This is a genomic window from Streptomyces sp. NPDC048434 (assembly GCF_043200375.1).
GTDB lineage: Bacteria > Actinomycetota > Actinomycetes > Streptomycetales > Streptomycetaceae > Streptomyces.
The window spans coordinates 33,623-47,155 of sequence record NZ_JBICXQ010000036.1 but is presented as its reverse complement, the minus strand read 5'-3'; the positions used below and the strand labels follow the sequence as shown (position 1 = coordinate 47,155).

Sequence of the window (13,533 nt, the reverse complement as noted above, 5' to 3'; positions counted from 1 at the left end):
TCGGTCACGCGGACCGTCAGAAGGGCCGGAAGCCGTCGTACTCCTGGTCGGCCTCGTCCCGCGCCTCGTCCCGGTCCCGGCGGCGCTGCGCGGCCGGCCGGGGCGCCTCCAGGCGGTGGTCCTCGCCACGCCGTCCCAGCATCTCCGCACCGGCCGCCATCATGGGCTCCCAGTCGAAGACGACCGCGTTGTCCTCGGGGCCGATGGCGATGCCGTCGCCGGCGTGCGCGCCTGCCTTGCGCAGCGCGTCCTCGACACCGAGACGGTTGAGGCGGTCGGCGAGGTAGCCGACGGCCTCGTCGTTGCTGAAGTCGGTCTGACGGACCCAGCGCTCGGGCTTCTCGCCGCGCACGCGGAAGAAGTTCTCGCCCTCCTCCGTGATCGTGAAGCCGGCGTCGTCCACGGGCTTGGGCCGGATGACGATACGGGTGGCTTCCTGCACGGGCTTGGCGGCGCGGGCCTTGGAGACGACGTCGGCGAGCGCGAAGGACAGCTCCTTCAGGCCCATGTGGGCGACCGCGGAGACCTCGAACACGAGGTAGCCGCGCTCTTCCAGGTCGGGGCGGATGATGTCGGCGAGATCCTTGCCGTCCGGAACGTCGATCTTGTTGAGGACGACCATCCGGGGCCGGTTCTCCAGGCCGCCGTACTGCTTGAGCTCCTCCTCGATGATGTCAAGGTCGGAGACCGGGTCACGGTCGGCCTCCAGGGTCGCGGTGTCCAGGACGTGGACGAGCACCTCACAGCGCTCGACATGCCGCAGGAACTCCAGGCCCAGGCCCTTGCCCTGGCTCGCGCCGGGAATCAGGCCGGGGACGTCCGCGATCGTGTAGACGGTCGAACCGGCCGTCACCACACCGAGGTTGGGCACCAGGGTGGTGAAGGGGTAGTCGGCGATCTTGGGCTTGGCGGCGGAGAGCACCGAGATCAACGAGGACTTGCCGGCGCTCGGGTAGCCGACCAGCGCGACGTCCGCGACGGTCTTGAGCTCCAGCACGATGTCGCGGGACTCACCGGGCTCGCCGAGCAGCGCGAAACCGGGGGCCTTACGGCGGGCCGAAGCCAGCGCGGCGTTGCCGAGGCCGCCGCGGCCGCCCTGGCCGGCGATGAAGGTGGTGCCCTGGCCGACGAGGTCGGCGAGCACATTGCCCGCGCGGTCCAGGACGACGGTGCCGTCGGGGACCGGCAGGACCAGGTCCTCGCCGTTCTTGCCGGAGCGGTTGTCGCCCGCGCCCGGCTGGCCGTTGGTGGCCTTGCGGTGCGGGTGGTGGTGGTATTCGAGAAGCGTCGTGACGTCCTGGTCGACGACCAGGGTCACGTCACCGCCACGGCCGCCGTTGCCGCCGTCCGGGCCGCCCAACGGTTTGAACTTCTCCCGCATCACGGAGGCCACGCCGTGGCCTCCGTTACCCGCGGCGACGTGCAGCTCGACGCGGTCCACGAAGGTGGTCATGGTGGGGGTGCCTCCAGATAACTACGGGTATGTCGCTGTACTGCGCGAATGTCTCTGTACTAACACGCAAGGGCGGACCGGCCTTCCCGCTCTCGCGGGAAAAGGCGGTCCGCCCCTGAGTGATGCTGATGCTGAGCTATCGCTCGGTCAGGCCGGAATTACTCGGCGACCGGGACGATGTTCACGACCTTGCGGCCACGGTGGGTGCCGAACTGCACCGCACCGGCAGCCAGGGCGAACAGGGTGTCGTCGCCGCCACGGCCGACGCCCGAGCCCGGGTGGAAGTGGGTGCCACGCTGGCGGACCAGGATCTCACCGGCGAGGACGGCCTGACCGCCGAAGCGCTTCACGCCGAGCCGCTGAGCATTGGAGTCGCGACCGTTCCGAGTGGACGATGCGCCCTTCTTGTGTGCCATGTCTCCTCAGTCCCTTACTTCGCCGGAGCGTCGATGCCGGTGATCTTCAGCGCCGTGTGGAGCTGGCGGTGGCCGATCCGCTTCTTGTAACCGGTCTTGTTCTTGTACTTCTGGATCCGGATCTTGTCGCCCTTGTGGTGGTCCACGACCTCGCCCTGGACCTTCACGCCGGCCAGGACCCACGGGTCGCTGGTAACCGCGTCACCGTCGACGACCAGCAGCGTGGAGAGCTCGACGGTGTCGCCGACCTTGCTGGTGGAAATGCGGTCAACCTCGATGACGTCGCCAACAGCAACCTTCTGCTGGCGTCCGCCGGTGCGCACGATCGCGTACACGCGGAACTCTCTTTCGCTAGGAACGGATCCTCTGATGCCAGCCGCTCACACGGGCTCGGGAAAGGGCCCGTGGAATCCGAGTGGACGAGCGGCCTCCCTCGGCGGACCGAGAGGTGTTTGCTCAGGGGTTTGGTGTCACAGACACCGACGGTCAAGGTTACGGGGCCTTGACCAGGGGGTCAAACCGGCCCCGGACCGCTGACGGTCCGGGGCACGGCCCTGCTGCTCAGTCCTCCGTGGAAGCCGACACCGACGCCACCGAGGCCTGCTCGGCGGCAGCGGTCTTCTTGGCCGCCGCCTTCGTCGTCTTCTTCGGAGCCGCCTTCTTCGTGGTGGTCTTCTTCGCCGTGGCCTTCTTGGCGGTGGTGGTCTTCGCCGCCGTCTTCTTGGCCGTGGTCTTCTTCGCCGCGGTCTTCTTGGCCGCGGCCTTCTTGGCCGTCGCCTTCTTCGCGGTCTTCTTGGCCGCGGGCTCCGCCTCCGCCTCGGCGCCCTCGGCGGGCTCCGTGACCTCGGCCGGCTCGGTGACCGGCTCGGCCTGCACCACGATCGCGGCGGCCTCCTCGGCAACCTTGGGAGCACCCGCGGGAGCGGTCGCCTTACGGGTCGCCCGACGGCGCGGACGGGCCGGTGCGGGCTCAGCGGCGGGCGCCTCGGCGACCGGCTCCGGGGCCTTCTCCGGCTCGGCCGGCACCACGATCGCGGCGGCCTCCTCGGCAGCCTTGGGGGCACCCGCAGGAGCGGACGCCTTACGGCTCGCCCGGCGACGGCCACGGCCGCGTCCGGCGGCCGCCTCGGCCTCGGCGGGGCTGCTGAACCATTCGTCGGTCCCGTCCACCGCGGGCTGCAGCTCGGCCTCCGTCACGGGGGCGGGCTCCAGCTCCGGGGCGCCACCGTCCGGCGTCGGCTCGACGACCTCGGCCTCGTGGACATGCGGCTCGGGCTGGGCGCCCTTGCCCTTCTTCTTGCGCTTGCCACCGCCGCCGACCGCCGTCGGCTGGTCCATGTGGACGATGACGCCGCGGCCGTTGCAGTGCACACACGACTCGGAGAAGGACTCCAACAGGCCCTGGCCGACCCGCTTACGGGTCATCTGGACCAGCCCGAGCGAGGTGACTTCGGCGACCTGGTGCTTCGTACGGTCCCGGCCCAGGCACTCCAGCATCCGCCGCAGCACCAGATCCCGGTTGGACTCCAGCACCATGTCGATGAAGTCGATGACGACGATGCCGCCGAGGTCGCGCAGCCGCAGCTGGCGCACGATCTCCTCGGCCGCCTCCAGGTTGTTCCTGGTGACCGTCTCCTCGAGATTGCCGCCCTGACCGGTGAACTTCCCGGTGTTGACGTCGATCACGACCATCGCTTCGGTCTTGTCGATCACCAGCGAACCACCGCTGGGCAGCCAGACCTTGCGGTCCAGCGCCTTCATCAGCTGCTCGTCGATGCGGTACGTCGCGAAGACATCGACGTCCGAAGTCCACTTCTGCAGCCGGTCGGTGAGGTCCGGGGCGACGTGCGCGACATAGCCGTGGATGGTCTCCCACGCCTCGTCACCACTGACGATGACCTTGGAGAAGTCCTCGTTGAAGATGTCGCGGACGACCCGGACGGTCATGTCCGGCTCGCCGTAGAGCAGGCTCGGCGCGTTGGAGCTGCCGCCGCTCTTGGCCTTCTTCTGGATCTCTTCCCACTGCGCCTGCAGCCGCTGGACGTCGCGCGCCAGCTCGTCCTCGCTCGCGCCCTCGGCGGCGGTGCGGACGATGACGCCCGCGTCCTCGGGGACGATCTTCTTGAGGATCTGCTTCAGCCGCGCCCGCTCGGTGTCGGGGAGCTTGCGGCTGATACCGGTCATCGAGCCCTCGGGCACATAGACCAGGTAACGGCCGGGGAGCGAGACCTGGCTGGTGAGCCGGGCGCCCTTGTGGCCGATCGGGTCCTTGGTGACCTGCACCAGCACGGACTGGCCGGACTTCAGCGCGGTCTCGATGCGGCGCGGGCCGTTGGACATGCCGAGCGCCTCGAAGTTGACCTCACCGGCGTACAGCACGGCGTTGCGGCCCTTGCCGATGTCGACGAAGGCGGCCTCCATCGACGGCAGGACGTTCTGCACCTTGCCGAGGTAGACATTGCCGACGTACGAGGTCGCCTGCTCCTTGTTGACGAAGTGCTCCACGAGCACGTTGTCCTCAAGGACGCCGATCTGCGTGCGCTCGCCGCTCTGGCGGACGACCATCACCCGCTCGACGGCCTCGCGGCGCGCGAGGAACTCCGCCTCGGTGATGATCGGCACCCGGCGGCGGCCCTGCTCGCGGCCCTCCCGGCGGCGCTGCTTCTTGGCCTCCAGGCGCGTCGACCCCTTGATCGACTGCACCTCGTCGGCGCTGGTGCTCTCGTCCTTCTTGCGGGGCTCGCGGACCTTGACGACCGTACGCTCCGGGTCGTCCCCGCCTCCGCTCTCGCCCTCACCGGCGTCACCGGTGCGACGGCGCCGACGGCGACGACGGCGGCTGCTGCTGGAGCCGCCCGACTGCTCGTCGGACTCCTCCTGCGCCTCCTGCTCGTCGGCCTCCTCGGCCTCGGCCTGCGCGCTCTCCCGCTCCTCAGCACCGCGGCCCTCGGAGGGCTGCTCCTCGCCGCCCTCGGCGGACTCACCGCGACGGCGGCGACGGCCACCACGGCGGCGGCGGCGCGAGGGGCGGTCGCCGGACTCGTCCTCGCCGTGGACGCCCTCGGCCTGCTCGGCCTCCGGCTCGGCCACTTCTTCGGCTTCTTCGGCTTCTTCGGCCGCCGGCTCCTCGACGGGGGCGGCGGACACCTGCTCGGGCTCGGCCGGGGCGCCACGACGGCGACGGCGGCGCGCACCGGCGGCGGGCTGCTCCTCCACGGCCTGCTCGGGCTCGGCCGGGGTCTCCTCCTGGCGGGCCGCGGCATGGGCGGCGGCCGCGCTCTCCGGCGTCTGGAACATCGGCTCGGTGAAGACCGGCGCCTGGAAGACGGCGGTCGGCGGCCGCTGCGCCCGGCGGCGGCCGCGCTGCGGCGCCTCCTGGGCGGGCTCCTCCTCGGCGCGGGGCGCCTCGGCGGCGGGCTCGGCGGCACGCTCGCCACGGCGGCGCCCCCGACGGCGGGGGGCCTCGGCCGTCTCGGCCTCGGCGGCCGGCGCCTGCTCGGCTTCCGGCTCCGCGGCTTCCTCGGCGGCCTCCGGCGCACCCGAGGGCGCGGTGACCTTACGGGTGGCACGGCGGCGCGCGCGGGCCGGCTTGGCGTCCTCCGCGGGAGCCGGGGCCTCCTCCTCGGCGGCGGGGGCGGCCTGCTCGGCGCTCTCGGCGACGGCCTCGTCGGCGGCGCTCACCTGCGGGGCGCCGGCCGGAGCCGTGGACTTACGGGTCGCCCGGCGACGGGAACGGCGCGGTGCGGCGTCCTCGGTCTCCTCGGCGGCGGCCGGGGCGGCCTCGACGGGCTGCGCGGCGGGCGCGGTCTCCTCGGCGGCGGCCGGCTCCTGGCCGGCCTCGGCCTGCGGGGAGCCGGTGGGGGCGGTCACCTTGCGGGTCGCCCGGCGGCGGCCGCGGCGCGGCGCGGCGTCCTCGGCCTGCGGCTCCTCGACGGCGGCCGTCTCGACGGCGGGCTCGGGGGATGCCTCGACGGCGGGTTCGGCGGGTGCCTCGGCCGGCTCGTCGCCGGTCTGCGGGGCTCCGGTCGGGGAGGTGACCTTACGGGTCGCGCGGCGGCGGGTGCGGGCCGGCTTGGCCTCGTCCCCGGTGGTGACCGCGGATGCGGTGGCTTCCTCGTCGAGGGCCGGATCGGCCGCGGGCGCGTCAGCGGCTTCGGTGCTCACCACCGCGGCTTCGGCGGCACCGTCGGCCACCGGCGGACCGGCCGGCCGGGACGCCGCACGACGCCGGCGGCGTGGCGGCAGCGTGTCGCTGGGTGAGTGGTTGTCGTCGGCACCACGGTCCTCGGACTGCGTGGCGCGGGTGGGCTCAATGGGCTCGAGCATGCGGGCGGTTCTCCCGTCACGCTCCCGGGCGCCGCGCCTGATTCCGGCCGCGGTCCGCGTGATGAGCGCGGTCCCGCTGTCCGGGGCGTGGGCGCCGCACGGGAGCTGTCGTCTCGCTCGCCGATCCCCGTAGGGCAGGGACCGGCGAAAGTCTCCTGGTCAGTGCGTCTGCCGGACCGGGGTGGCTCCCTGGCTGATCGGCGACGCGACGACGGCGGTCCTACGCAGTACCTTCCCCGGCTGCCGGGGAGGCCCCACTCGTCACCTTCGCGGCACTCAGCCCGGCGGCCGTGGATGGGGCGGCCGTGGCAGCGTCGCGGTCGGGCGCTAGCGGGTCAGTCACCGCGCCGGACTCCTCATCGAGCAGCCCCTGCGCCAGCCTGGTCACCGCTGCGGGGACCGGCGGCGCCAGGTCGGCCGTAGCTCGGAGGCCGGACAGGACGTCGTCGGGTCGAACGGCAGGTGTCAGATGCCGAACAACCAGCCGCAGTATCGCACAGGCTTTGCCGTCAGGCCTATCGCTGTCGTGGTCGGCGGCCTCCAGACGCGCCACTGCGGCCCGCGCGTCAAAGGTCCGCATGCCGTTTTTCGTACGCCGCTCGACCTGTACTTCTTCGGCGGCGAGGAACGCCTCGACGGCGCGCTCGGCCGCCGATGCCTCGACCCCGTCGAGCCGGATCTCCCACACCGAGGCCTGGAGCCGGTCGGCCAGACCACTCGTGTGTGCCTCAACGGCGTCGGTCACATCGAGCCCGTCCGGAAGCGACTCGTCGAGAAGGGTGCGGAGAGCGTCCGGATCGCGGCGCTCGGCGAGCTGGATCTCCAGATACTCGGCCTCGCTGCCCGTACCGGTCGGGGCGGCGTTGGCGTACGACACCTTGGGGTGCGGGGTGAAGCCCGCCGAATAGGCCATGGGGACCTCGGCGCGGCGCAGCGCCCGCTCGAAAGCGCGCTGGAAGTCGCGGTGGCTGGTGAACCGGAGGCGGCCGCGCTTGGTGTAGCGCAGTCGGATGCGCTGCACCGCCGGTGCGGGCGGCGGGCCTTCGGGCTGTCGCTTGCCCAGTGTCGTTCAGTCCTTCGTGAGAGCGGTCGTACTGCTACCTAGAGTACGTGTCCGGGAAGCCTCCGGTTCCCGGCGGGGCTGCGCATCGGCCGCCTGCCGGGGCTCCTCGGGCGCCCCGAACAGCGCCCGCCGGATCTCCCTGCGGGTCTGCCGCACGGTCTCGCGGGCGGTGCGCAGCGCCTGCCGGACCGGCCGCCAGATGCCGTCCCTGATGCCGTGTCCGAGCGGGGTGAGCACGTTGCGGTACGCCCACCGGATCGGTTCGACGAGGAGCCACCGCAGCAGCGTGCCGAGGAACCGGCCGATGGCCCGGGAGACGATCCCGGCGGCCCGCCAGCAGTGCCCGAGCGCCGACCCGACCTCGCGCACGACCACCGTCACCACGGCGGCCAGCAGCCGCCCGGCCGGCGCCAGCACATACCGCCACAGAGCGACCAGCGGGACGATCACGAGCCACCGGAAGAGCGTGGCGAGAACGGTGCCGATACCGCGTACCAGCCAGGCGAGGCCGCGTCCGGCCGGCGTCAGCACATATGCGTACAGCCACTGCGCGGGGAGCACCAGCAGATACCGCACCAGCCACGCCAGGGCCGCGCCGATCCCCCGGCCGACGGGTGCCAGCACATACCGCCACAGGGCCACCCACGGCCATACGAACAACGCGCGGCCCAGCCACCGCAGGGCCGCCCCCAGGCCGCGCAGCACCCGGGCGATGCCGTGCCCGACCGGCGTCAGCACATACGTGTACAGCCACTGGGCGGGGAGCACCAGCAGATACCGCACCAGCCACGCCACCGCCGCGCCGATTCCCCGGCCGGCCGGCGCGAGGACGGCGCGCCACAGCCACACCAGGGGGGCGACGACCAGCGTGCGCCAGATCCACCCGATCGGGAGCACGACGAGGGTGCGCCAGGCCCACACCACGGGGATCACGATCAGCGTGCGCCAGGCCCACGCCGCCGGGACGGCCACGAGGGTGCGCCACAGCCAGGCGAGGCCGCGGCCGAGAGGGCGCAGCACGCTCCGCTGCACGGCCCGGCCGGCGGCGGTCAGTGCATCCCACACCAGGCGCACCGGCACCACGAGCACCAGCACCACGATCCGTACCGGCAGCCGGATGACCGTGGTCACACAGCCCTCGCCCGGCTCGTAACGGGCGGGCACCCGCCGGTCCTTGTCAGTGGGCTCCATCCTGTATCTCCCCCTGCGTTTCTGTCCTTGTCCTGCCTGCCCCGGCGCCTCAGACGGGCCGGTGCGGCCGCTGTGAGGCGGCGGCTCCCGCGGAGATCCAGTAGCGCAGCTTCTCGTCGCGCTGGTCCTCGAAGACCCCGCCGCAGGCCTCGATGACCCTACGCGAGCCGGTGTTGGTGTCATCGCAGGTGACCAACACCGGGTCGATGCCCAGCTCGTGATGGGCGACCGGCAGCGCGGCGCGCAGTATCGCGGTGGCGTGGCCGCGGCGGCGGGCGCCGGGTCGTACGGCGTAGCCGATGTGGCCGCCCCAGGTGAGGAGGGAGGGGGTGAGGTGGTGGCGGAAGGTGACCCGCCCCAGGTAGCTGTCCCCGTCCACCCACCAGCGGGTGGTCATGGGGACCACACCGTCGACGCGTGGGTCGCGCAGCACACCGCCGGCCAACTCGACGTAGGCGGCGAAGCCTTCGGCGGTCGGCCAGCGGCTGCGCCAGGTCGTCAGCTCGCGGGCCAGGCCGGAGTGCGGCACGGATTCCGCGCCCTCGGCACGGAACTCGTCCATCGCGGCGAGGAACGAGGCATGGACGGCGAGGGTGGGCGCGACGAGTTGCGGCGGCATCGCCTCATTGTGCGCGAGCATGCCACGGCCCGGCCACCGCGGGTGCGGAGCCGGGCCGAAGAGGCGTGCGGGAGGCGCTACTTGACGACGGTCAGCGGCAGCAGCTTCTTGCCGGTCGGGCCGATCTGGATCTCGGTGTCCATCTGCGGGCAGACGCCGCAGTCGAAGCACGGGGTCCAGCGGCAGTCCTCGACCTCGGTCTCGTCGAGCGAGTCCTGCCAGTCCTCCCAGAGCCAGTCCTTGTCGAGACCGGAGTCCAGGTGGTCCCAGGGCAGGACCTCCTCGTACTCCCGCTCACGGGTGGTGTACCAGGCGACGTCCACGCCGAAGGCGGGCAGCGTCTCCTCGGCGGCCTTCATCCAGCGGTCGTAGGAGAAGTGCTCGCGCCAGCCGTCGAAGCGGCCGCCGCCCTCGAAGACGGCGCGGATGACCGAGCCGATGCGGCGGTCACCGCGCGAGAGCAGGCCCTCGACGATGCCGGGCTTGCCGTCGTGGTAGCGGAAGCCGATGGAGCGGCCGTACTTCTTGTCGCCGCGGATCTTGTCCCGGAGCTTTTCGAGACGGGCGTCCGTCTCCTCCGCCGACAACTGCGGCGCCCACTGGAACGGGGTGTGCGGCTTGGGGACGAAGCCGCCGATGGAGACCGTGCAGCGGATGTCGTTCTGCCCGGAGACCTTGCGGCCCTCGGCGATGACCTTGACCGCCATGTCGCCGATCTGGAGCACGTCCTCATCGGTCTCGGTCGGCAGACCGCACATGAAGTAGAGCTTCACCTGCCGCCAGCCGTTGCCGTAGGCCGTGGAGACGGTCCTGATCAAGTCCTCTTCGGAGACCATCTTGTTGATGACCTTGCGCATCCGCTCCGAGCCGCCCTCGGGCGCAAAGGTCAGACCGGAGCGACGGCCGTTGCGCGTCAGCTCGTTGGCAAGGTCGACGTTGAAGGCGTCGACACGGGTCGACGGCAGCGACAGACCGATCTTGTCTTCCTCGTACCGGTCGGCGAGCCCCTTCGCGAGGTCGCCGATCTCGGTGTGGTCAGCGGAGGACAACGACAGCAGGCCGACCTCCTCGAATCCCGTGGCCTTCAGCCCCTTGTCCACCATGTCGCCGATGCCGGTGATGCTTCGCTCCCGTACGGGGCGCGTGATCATGCCGGCCTGGCAGAAACGGCAGCCGCGGGTGCAGCCGCGGAAGATCTCGACCGACATCCGCTCATGGACGGTCTCGGCCAGGGGAACGAGCGGCTGCTTGGGGTAGGGCCATTCGTCCAGGTCCATGACGGTGTGCTTGGACACCCGCCACGGGACGCCGGAGCGGTTCGGCACGACGCGGGAGATCCGGCCGTCGGCCAGATACTCCACGTCGTAGAACTTGGGGACGTACACGCTGCCGGTCTTCGCCAGGCGGAGCAGCAGCTCATCGCGCCCACCGGGCCGGTCCTCGGCCTTCCAGGCGCGGATGATCTCGGTGATCTCCAGCACCGCCTGCTCGCCGTCGCCCACGACCGCACAGTCCAGGAAGTCCGCGATCGGCTCGGGGTTGAAGGCCGCGTGGCCGCCCGCGAGGATGAGCGGGTGGTCCTCCGTGCGGTCCTTGGACTCCATCGGGATACCGGCGAGGTCCAGGGCGGTGAGGAGGTTGGTGTACCCCAGCTCGGTCGAGAAGGAGACACCGAGCACGTCGAAGGCGCCGACGGGGCGGTGCGCGTCGACCGTGAACTGCGGGACGTGGTGCTCACGCATCAGCGCTTCGAGGTCGGGCCACACGCTGTACGTGCGCTCGGCCAGCACGCCCTCGCGTTCGTTGAGGACCTCGTAGAGGATCATGACGCCCTGGTTGGGCAGACCGACCTCGTAGGCGTCCGGGTACATGAGCGACCACCGCACGTCACAGGAATCCCAGTCCTTGACGGTGGAGTTCAGCTCACCGCCGACGTACTGAATGGGCTTCTGCACATGCGGGAGCAGGGCCTCGAGCTGCGGGAAGACCGACTCGGCAGACATCTCGAACCTTCGTGAGCTGGCGGGGGCGACTCTCAAGCGTAACCGCTCGGAGCCACCCCCTCGGACGGTGACCGGATACTCCGCGGCGGCGGGGTGTACGAGGGCCGGGGCACTGCGCACGCGCCCCGGGGCGGATCACCGCCGCGTCTGCCGGGCCGCGGTGCACCGGCCGGGACGACCGGCGGCCCGTACGGCCGGTCACGGTCGGAGCGCGGCCAGGTGCTTGCGCCGCGAGATCTTCTTCCACAGGCCCGGCAGTTCCCGTTCCCGGTCGGCCGCACGGGCCTCCTCGCGCCCGTGGAGCAGACCGAAGGTGAAGCCGCCCTCACCGGCCTTGTGTGCCTGGACGGCCAGTTCGCGCAGCGCGCCGCGCGCCACCACGCTGTCCTGGTGGTCGCCCAGCAGCTGCTGGACCCGCTTGATCCGCTTGGCGAACTTCTTCGCCGGCCTGCCGAGCGCCGGACGGGCGGCCTCCGCCGCGTACCGCGTCCGCTTGGCGGCCTTGCGGGCGCCGTGCAGCGCCTCGTCCCGCTCCCGCCCGGCCGGTGCCGCCAGCGCGGCCTCCACACGGCGGGCCAGCCGCCGGTAGTCCTTCAGCACGGCCTTGGCCATCACGTCGGGGGCCGGCCGGCCGGCGGCCGGGAGCAGTGGCGGCGCCTCCAGGAGACCGTGCAGGGTCTTCAGCAGCGCCAGATAGCGGGGGCCGTCCAATACGGAGAGCACCTCCCGCCGCGAGCCGGTCCGGCGGCGCTCGGACCAGATGCGCAGCCGGGCGGCCACCGGGCCCAGCCGCAGCGTCCGGGGCACCTCGGCCAGCGCGTCATACAGCCGCGCGGTCAGCACCTCGCGGTCCCGGTCCACCCCCAACTCCGCCGCCAGCCACTTGAGTTCCAGGCCGATGGGCAGGGTGACGCCGCGGTCGAGCACCTTTGTGTACGAGCGGAAGGCGCTGCGCAGCCGGCGGGTGGCGACCCGCATCTGGTGCACCGAGTCGGGCAGATCCCGCCGTACCGCCGGATCCAGCTCGATGATCACCCGCACCTGCTCACGGACATAGCGGAGCACCACGTCTCCGGCGGTGGGCCCCTTCTTCTTCCCGGCCCCTTTGCCCTTGCCCTTGCCCTTGCCCCCGCGCTTCCCCTTGCCCCCGTGCTCGCCGGAGCCTCGGGGGCGCCGCTCGCCCTGTCCCGCGCCGGGGGGTGCGGGCCGGTCGCGCGCCAGGCCCGTCTCGGCCAGCGCCCGCGCCAGCTTCGACTCCGACGAGGCGGGGTGCGCCCCTGCCGCGACCAGTGCCCGGCCGATCTCGTCCAGCAGTGCGGTGTCGTCGCCCCCGACCAGCTCCGCCTCGATCTCGCGCCAGCGGGCCTCGCTCGGCCCCGCTCCGGCCTCCGCGGCCTCCCCCGTCCGCTGCGCGTGCACCTCGTCCACCGCCAGCTCCACGAGCGGTGCGCCCGCGGAGTCCTGCAGCACCCGGACCGTACGCCGCGTCCGCAGCCGTACGAGGGGGACCAGCTCCTGGTCCAGCACGCGTGACCGGACGAGCGCGATCAGCTCCCGGGGCGGCCTGTCGGACAGCGGCGCCCGCACTTCGTCGCGTACACCCGGCGCGACCGGCAGCTTCAGATGCCAGCCCGCATCCTTGCCGCCGGTGCGCCTGCGCAGCGTGATGCGGTCGGCGGCGAGGCGCTGGTCAGGAGTGTCGTAATAGAGGGCGTCAAGATCCTCGACACCCGCCTCCACCACGGTGACGACCCGGCCGACACCGGTCAGGTCGGGCAGCTGCGTGTCGTCGCCGACCTCGTACTTCCGTTCGATCTCCCGCACGGTGTCCGCCATGCATCGAGGCTAGCCACGCACCCCGGCCGGGGCCACCCGCCCGCCCCGGAGAGCCGCCGCGAGGCGGGATCCGGAGCAGTGGTAGCACGCGCCATGCAACATGACTTACCGTGTGTGACGAAGTAAATACGCAGAGTGCAACCGGCGCTCGCTCGACCCCTTCGGGGAGGGAGACACCCGTGCACCCCCCAACCGCACCCGTCGCCCGGACACCCATCCGCGTCTCGTCAGGCGCCCGCCCGTACGTCCTGACCGCACCGAGCACACCCGTCGCCCCGAAGGCCGCCCGCGATTTCGTCCGCGCCGTGCTCCGCCGCACAGCGCTCGCCCCGCTCCTCGACACCGCCGTGCTGCTCACCTCGGAGGCGGTGACCCGCGCCCATCTGCACACGCCAGGGTCCGCGGACATCCTGCTGCGGATGCTGACCGCGGGACACGGACTGCGGATCAGCGTGCACGACGAGGCGCAGGCCCGGATTCCGTCGCCGGCACCGGCGGCCGGCGAGCAGCCGGACGATTACGGGCTGCTGCTGGCCGACCGCCTCGCCGACGACTGGGGCACGGCGCCGTTCACGGGCCTGCCCAGGTCCACCTCGCTGTGGTTCGAGCTGCGCCTGGGGCAGTGA

At 72.1% G+C, this 13,533-nt stretch carries 10 protein-coding genes; 1 reads left to right on the top strand and 9 read right to left on the bottom strand.

Features of this window, described 5'->3' with window-relative positions; all coding sequences use genetic code 11:
* Nucleotides 1-16: 16 nt before the first annotated feature.
* The 9 genes from obgE to ACGFWI_RS33440 all read right to left on the bottom strand — a co-directional run bounded on the left by obgE (nt 17) and on the right by ACGFWI_RS33440 (nt 12,907).
* Nucleotides 17-1,453: a GTPase ObgE gene (gene obgE, locus ACGFWI_RS33480; RefSeq protein WP_393909814.1), complete on the bottom strand. Its 1,437-nt coding sequence runs from the start codon at nt 1,451-1,453 to the stop codon at nt 17-19.
* Nucleotides 1,454-1,611: 158 nt separating this feature from the next.
* On the bottom strand, nt 1,612-1,869 hold the full coding sequence (gene rpmA, locus ACGFWI_RS33475; RefSeq protein ID WP_393909813.1) for a 50S ribosomal protein L27: 258 nt from the start codon (nt 1,867-1,869) through the stop codon (nt 1,612-1,614).
* Nucleotides 1,870-1,883: 14 nt separating this feature from the next.
* Nucleotides 1,884-2,204 carry a 50S ribosomal protein L21 gene (gene rplU, locus ACGFWI_RS33470; RefSeq protein WP_030082047.1) on the bottom strand — a complete coding sequence of 107 codons (321 nt, stop codon included), beginning with the start codon at nt 2,202-2,204 and terminating at the stop codon, nt 1,884-1,886.
* A 226-nt stretch (nt 2,205-2,430) separates the two neighbouring features.
* Nucleotides 2,431-6,195: a ribonuclease E/G gene (locus ACGFWI_RS33465; protein ID WP_393909812.1), complete on the bottom strand. Its 3,765-nt coding sequence runs from the start codon at nt 6,193-6,195 to the stop codon at nt 2,431-2,433.
* A gap of 220 nt (nt 6,196-6,415) precedes the next feature.
* Nucleotides 6,416-7,216, bottom strand: coding sequence for a TIGR03936 family radical SAM-associated protein (locus ACGFWI_RS33460; protein ID WP_393909811.1), 801 nt, complete (start codon nt 7,214-7,216; stop codon nt 6,416-6,418).
* Between the two features lie 48 nt (nt 7,217-7,264).
* On the bottom strand, nt 7,265-8,449 hold the full coding sequence (locus ACGFWI_RS33455) for a hypothetical protein (RefSeq protein ID WP_393909810.1): 1,185 nt from the start codon (nt 8,447-8,449) through the stop codon (nt 7,265-7,267).
* Between the two features lie 49 nt (nt 8,450-8,498).
* Nucleotides 8,499-9,068 carry a GNAT family N-acetyltransferase gene (locus ACGFWI_RS33450; protein ID WP_393909809.1) on the bottom strand — a complete coding sequence of 190 codons (570 nt, stop codon included), beginning with the start codon at nt 9,066-9,068 and terminating at the stop codon, nt 8,499-8,501.
* A gap of 77 nt (nt 9,069-9,145) precedes the next feature.
* A complete protein-coding gene (locus ACGFWI_RS33445; RefSeq protein ID WP_393909808.1) occupies nt 9,146-11,071 on the bottom strand; it encodes a TIGR03960 family B12-binding radical SAM protein in 1,926 nt (641 codons plus the stop codon).
* A gap of 198 nt (nt 11,072-11,269) precedes the next feature.
* On the bottom strand, nt 11,270-12,907 hold the full coding sequence (locus ACGFWI_RS33440; protein ID WP_393909807.1) for a CHAD domain-containing protein: 1,638 nt from the start codon (nt 12,905-12,907) through the stop codon (nt 11,270-11,272).
* A gap of 179 nt (nt 12,908-13,086) precedes the next feature.
* On the opposite strand from ACGFWI_RS33440, the gene ACGFWI_RS33435 reads away from it, so the two are divergent.
* The gene (locus tag ACGFWI_RS33435; protein WP_393909806.1) at nt 13,087-13,533 is read left to right on the top strand and encodes an ATP-binding protein; all 447 of its coding nucleotides are present in this window, start codon (nt 13,087-13,089) and stop codon (nt 13,531-13,533) included.

What these genes read in the sequence shown, in the direction of transcription:
- obgE (WP_393909814.1), bottom strand. Translation starts at nt 1,453, where the DNA reads ATGACCACCTTCGTGGACCGCGTCGAGCTGCACGTCGCCGCGGGTAAC.
- rpmA (WP_393909813.1), bottom strand. Translation starts at nt 1,869, where the DNA reads ATGGCACACAAGAAGGGCGCATCGTCCACTCGGAACGGTCGCGACTCC.
- ACGFWI_RS33465 (WP_393909812.1), bottom strand. Translation starts at nt 6,195, where the DNA reads ATGCTCGAGCCCATTGAGCCCACCCGCGCCACGCAGTCCGAGGACCGT.
- ACGFWI_RS33455 (WP_393909810.1), bottom strand. Translation starts at nt 8,449, where the DNA reads ATGGAGCCCACTGACAAGGACCGGCGGGTGCCCGCCCGTTACGAGCCG.
- ACGFWI_RS33450 (WP_393909809.1), bottom strand. Translation starts at nt 9,068, where the DNA reads ATGCCGCCGCAACTCGTCGCGCCCACCCTCGCCGTCCATGCCTCGTTC.
- ACGFWI_RS33445 (WP_393909808.1), bottom strand. Translation starts at nt 11,071, where the DNA reads ATGTCTGCCGAGTCGGTCTTCCCGCAGCTCGAGGCCCTGCTCCCGCAT.
- ACGFWI_RS33440 (WP_393909807.1), bottom strand. Translation starts at nt 12,907, where the DNA reads ATGGCGGACACCGTGCGGGAGATCGAACGGAAGTACGAGGTCGGCGAC.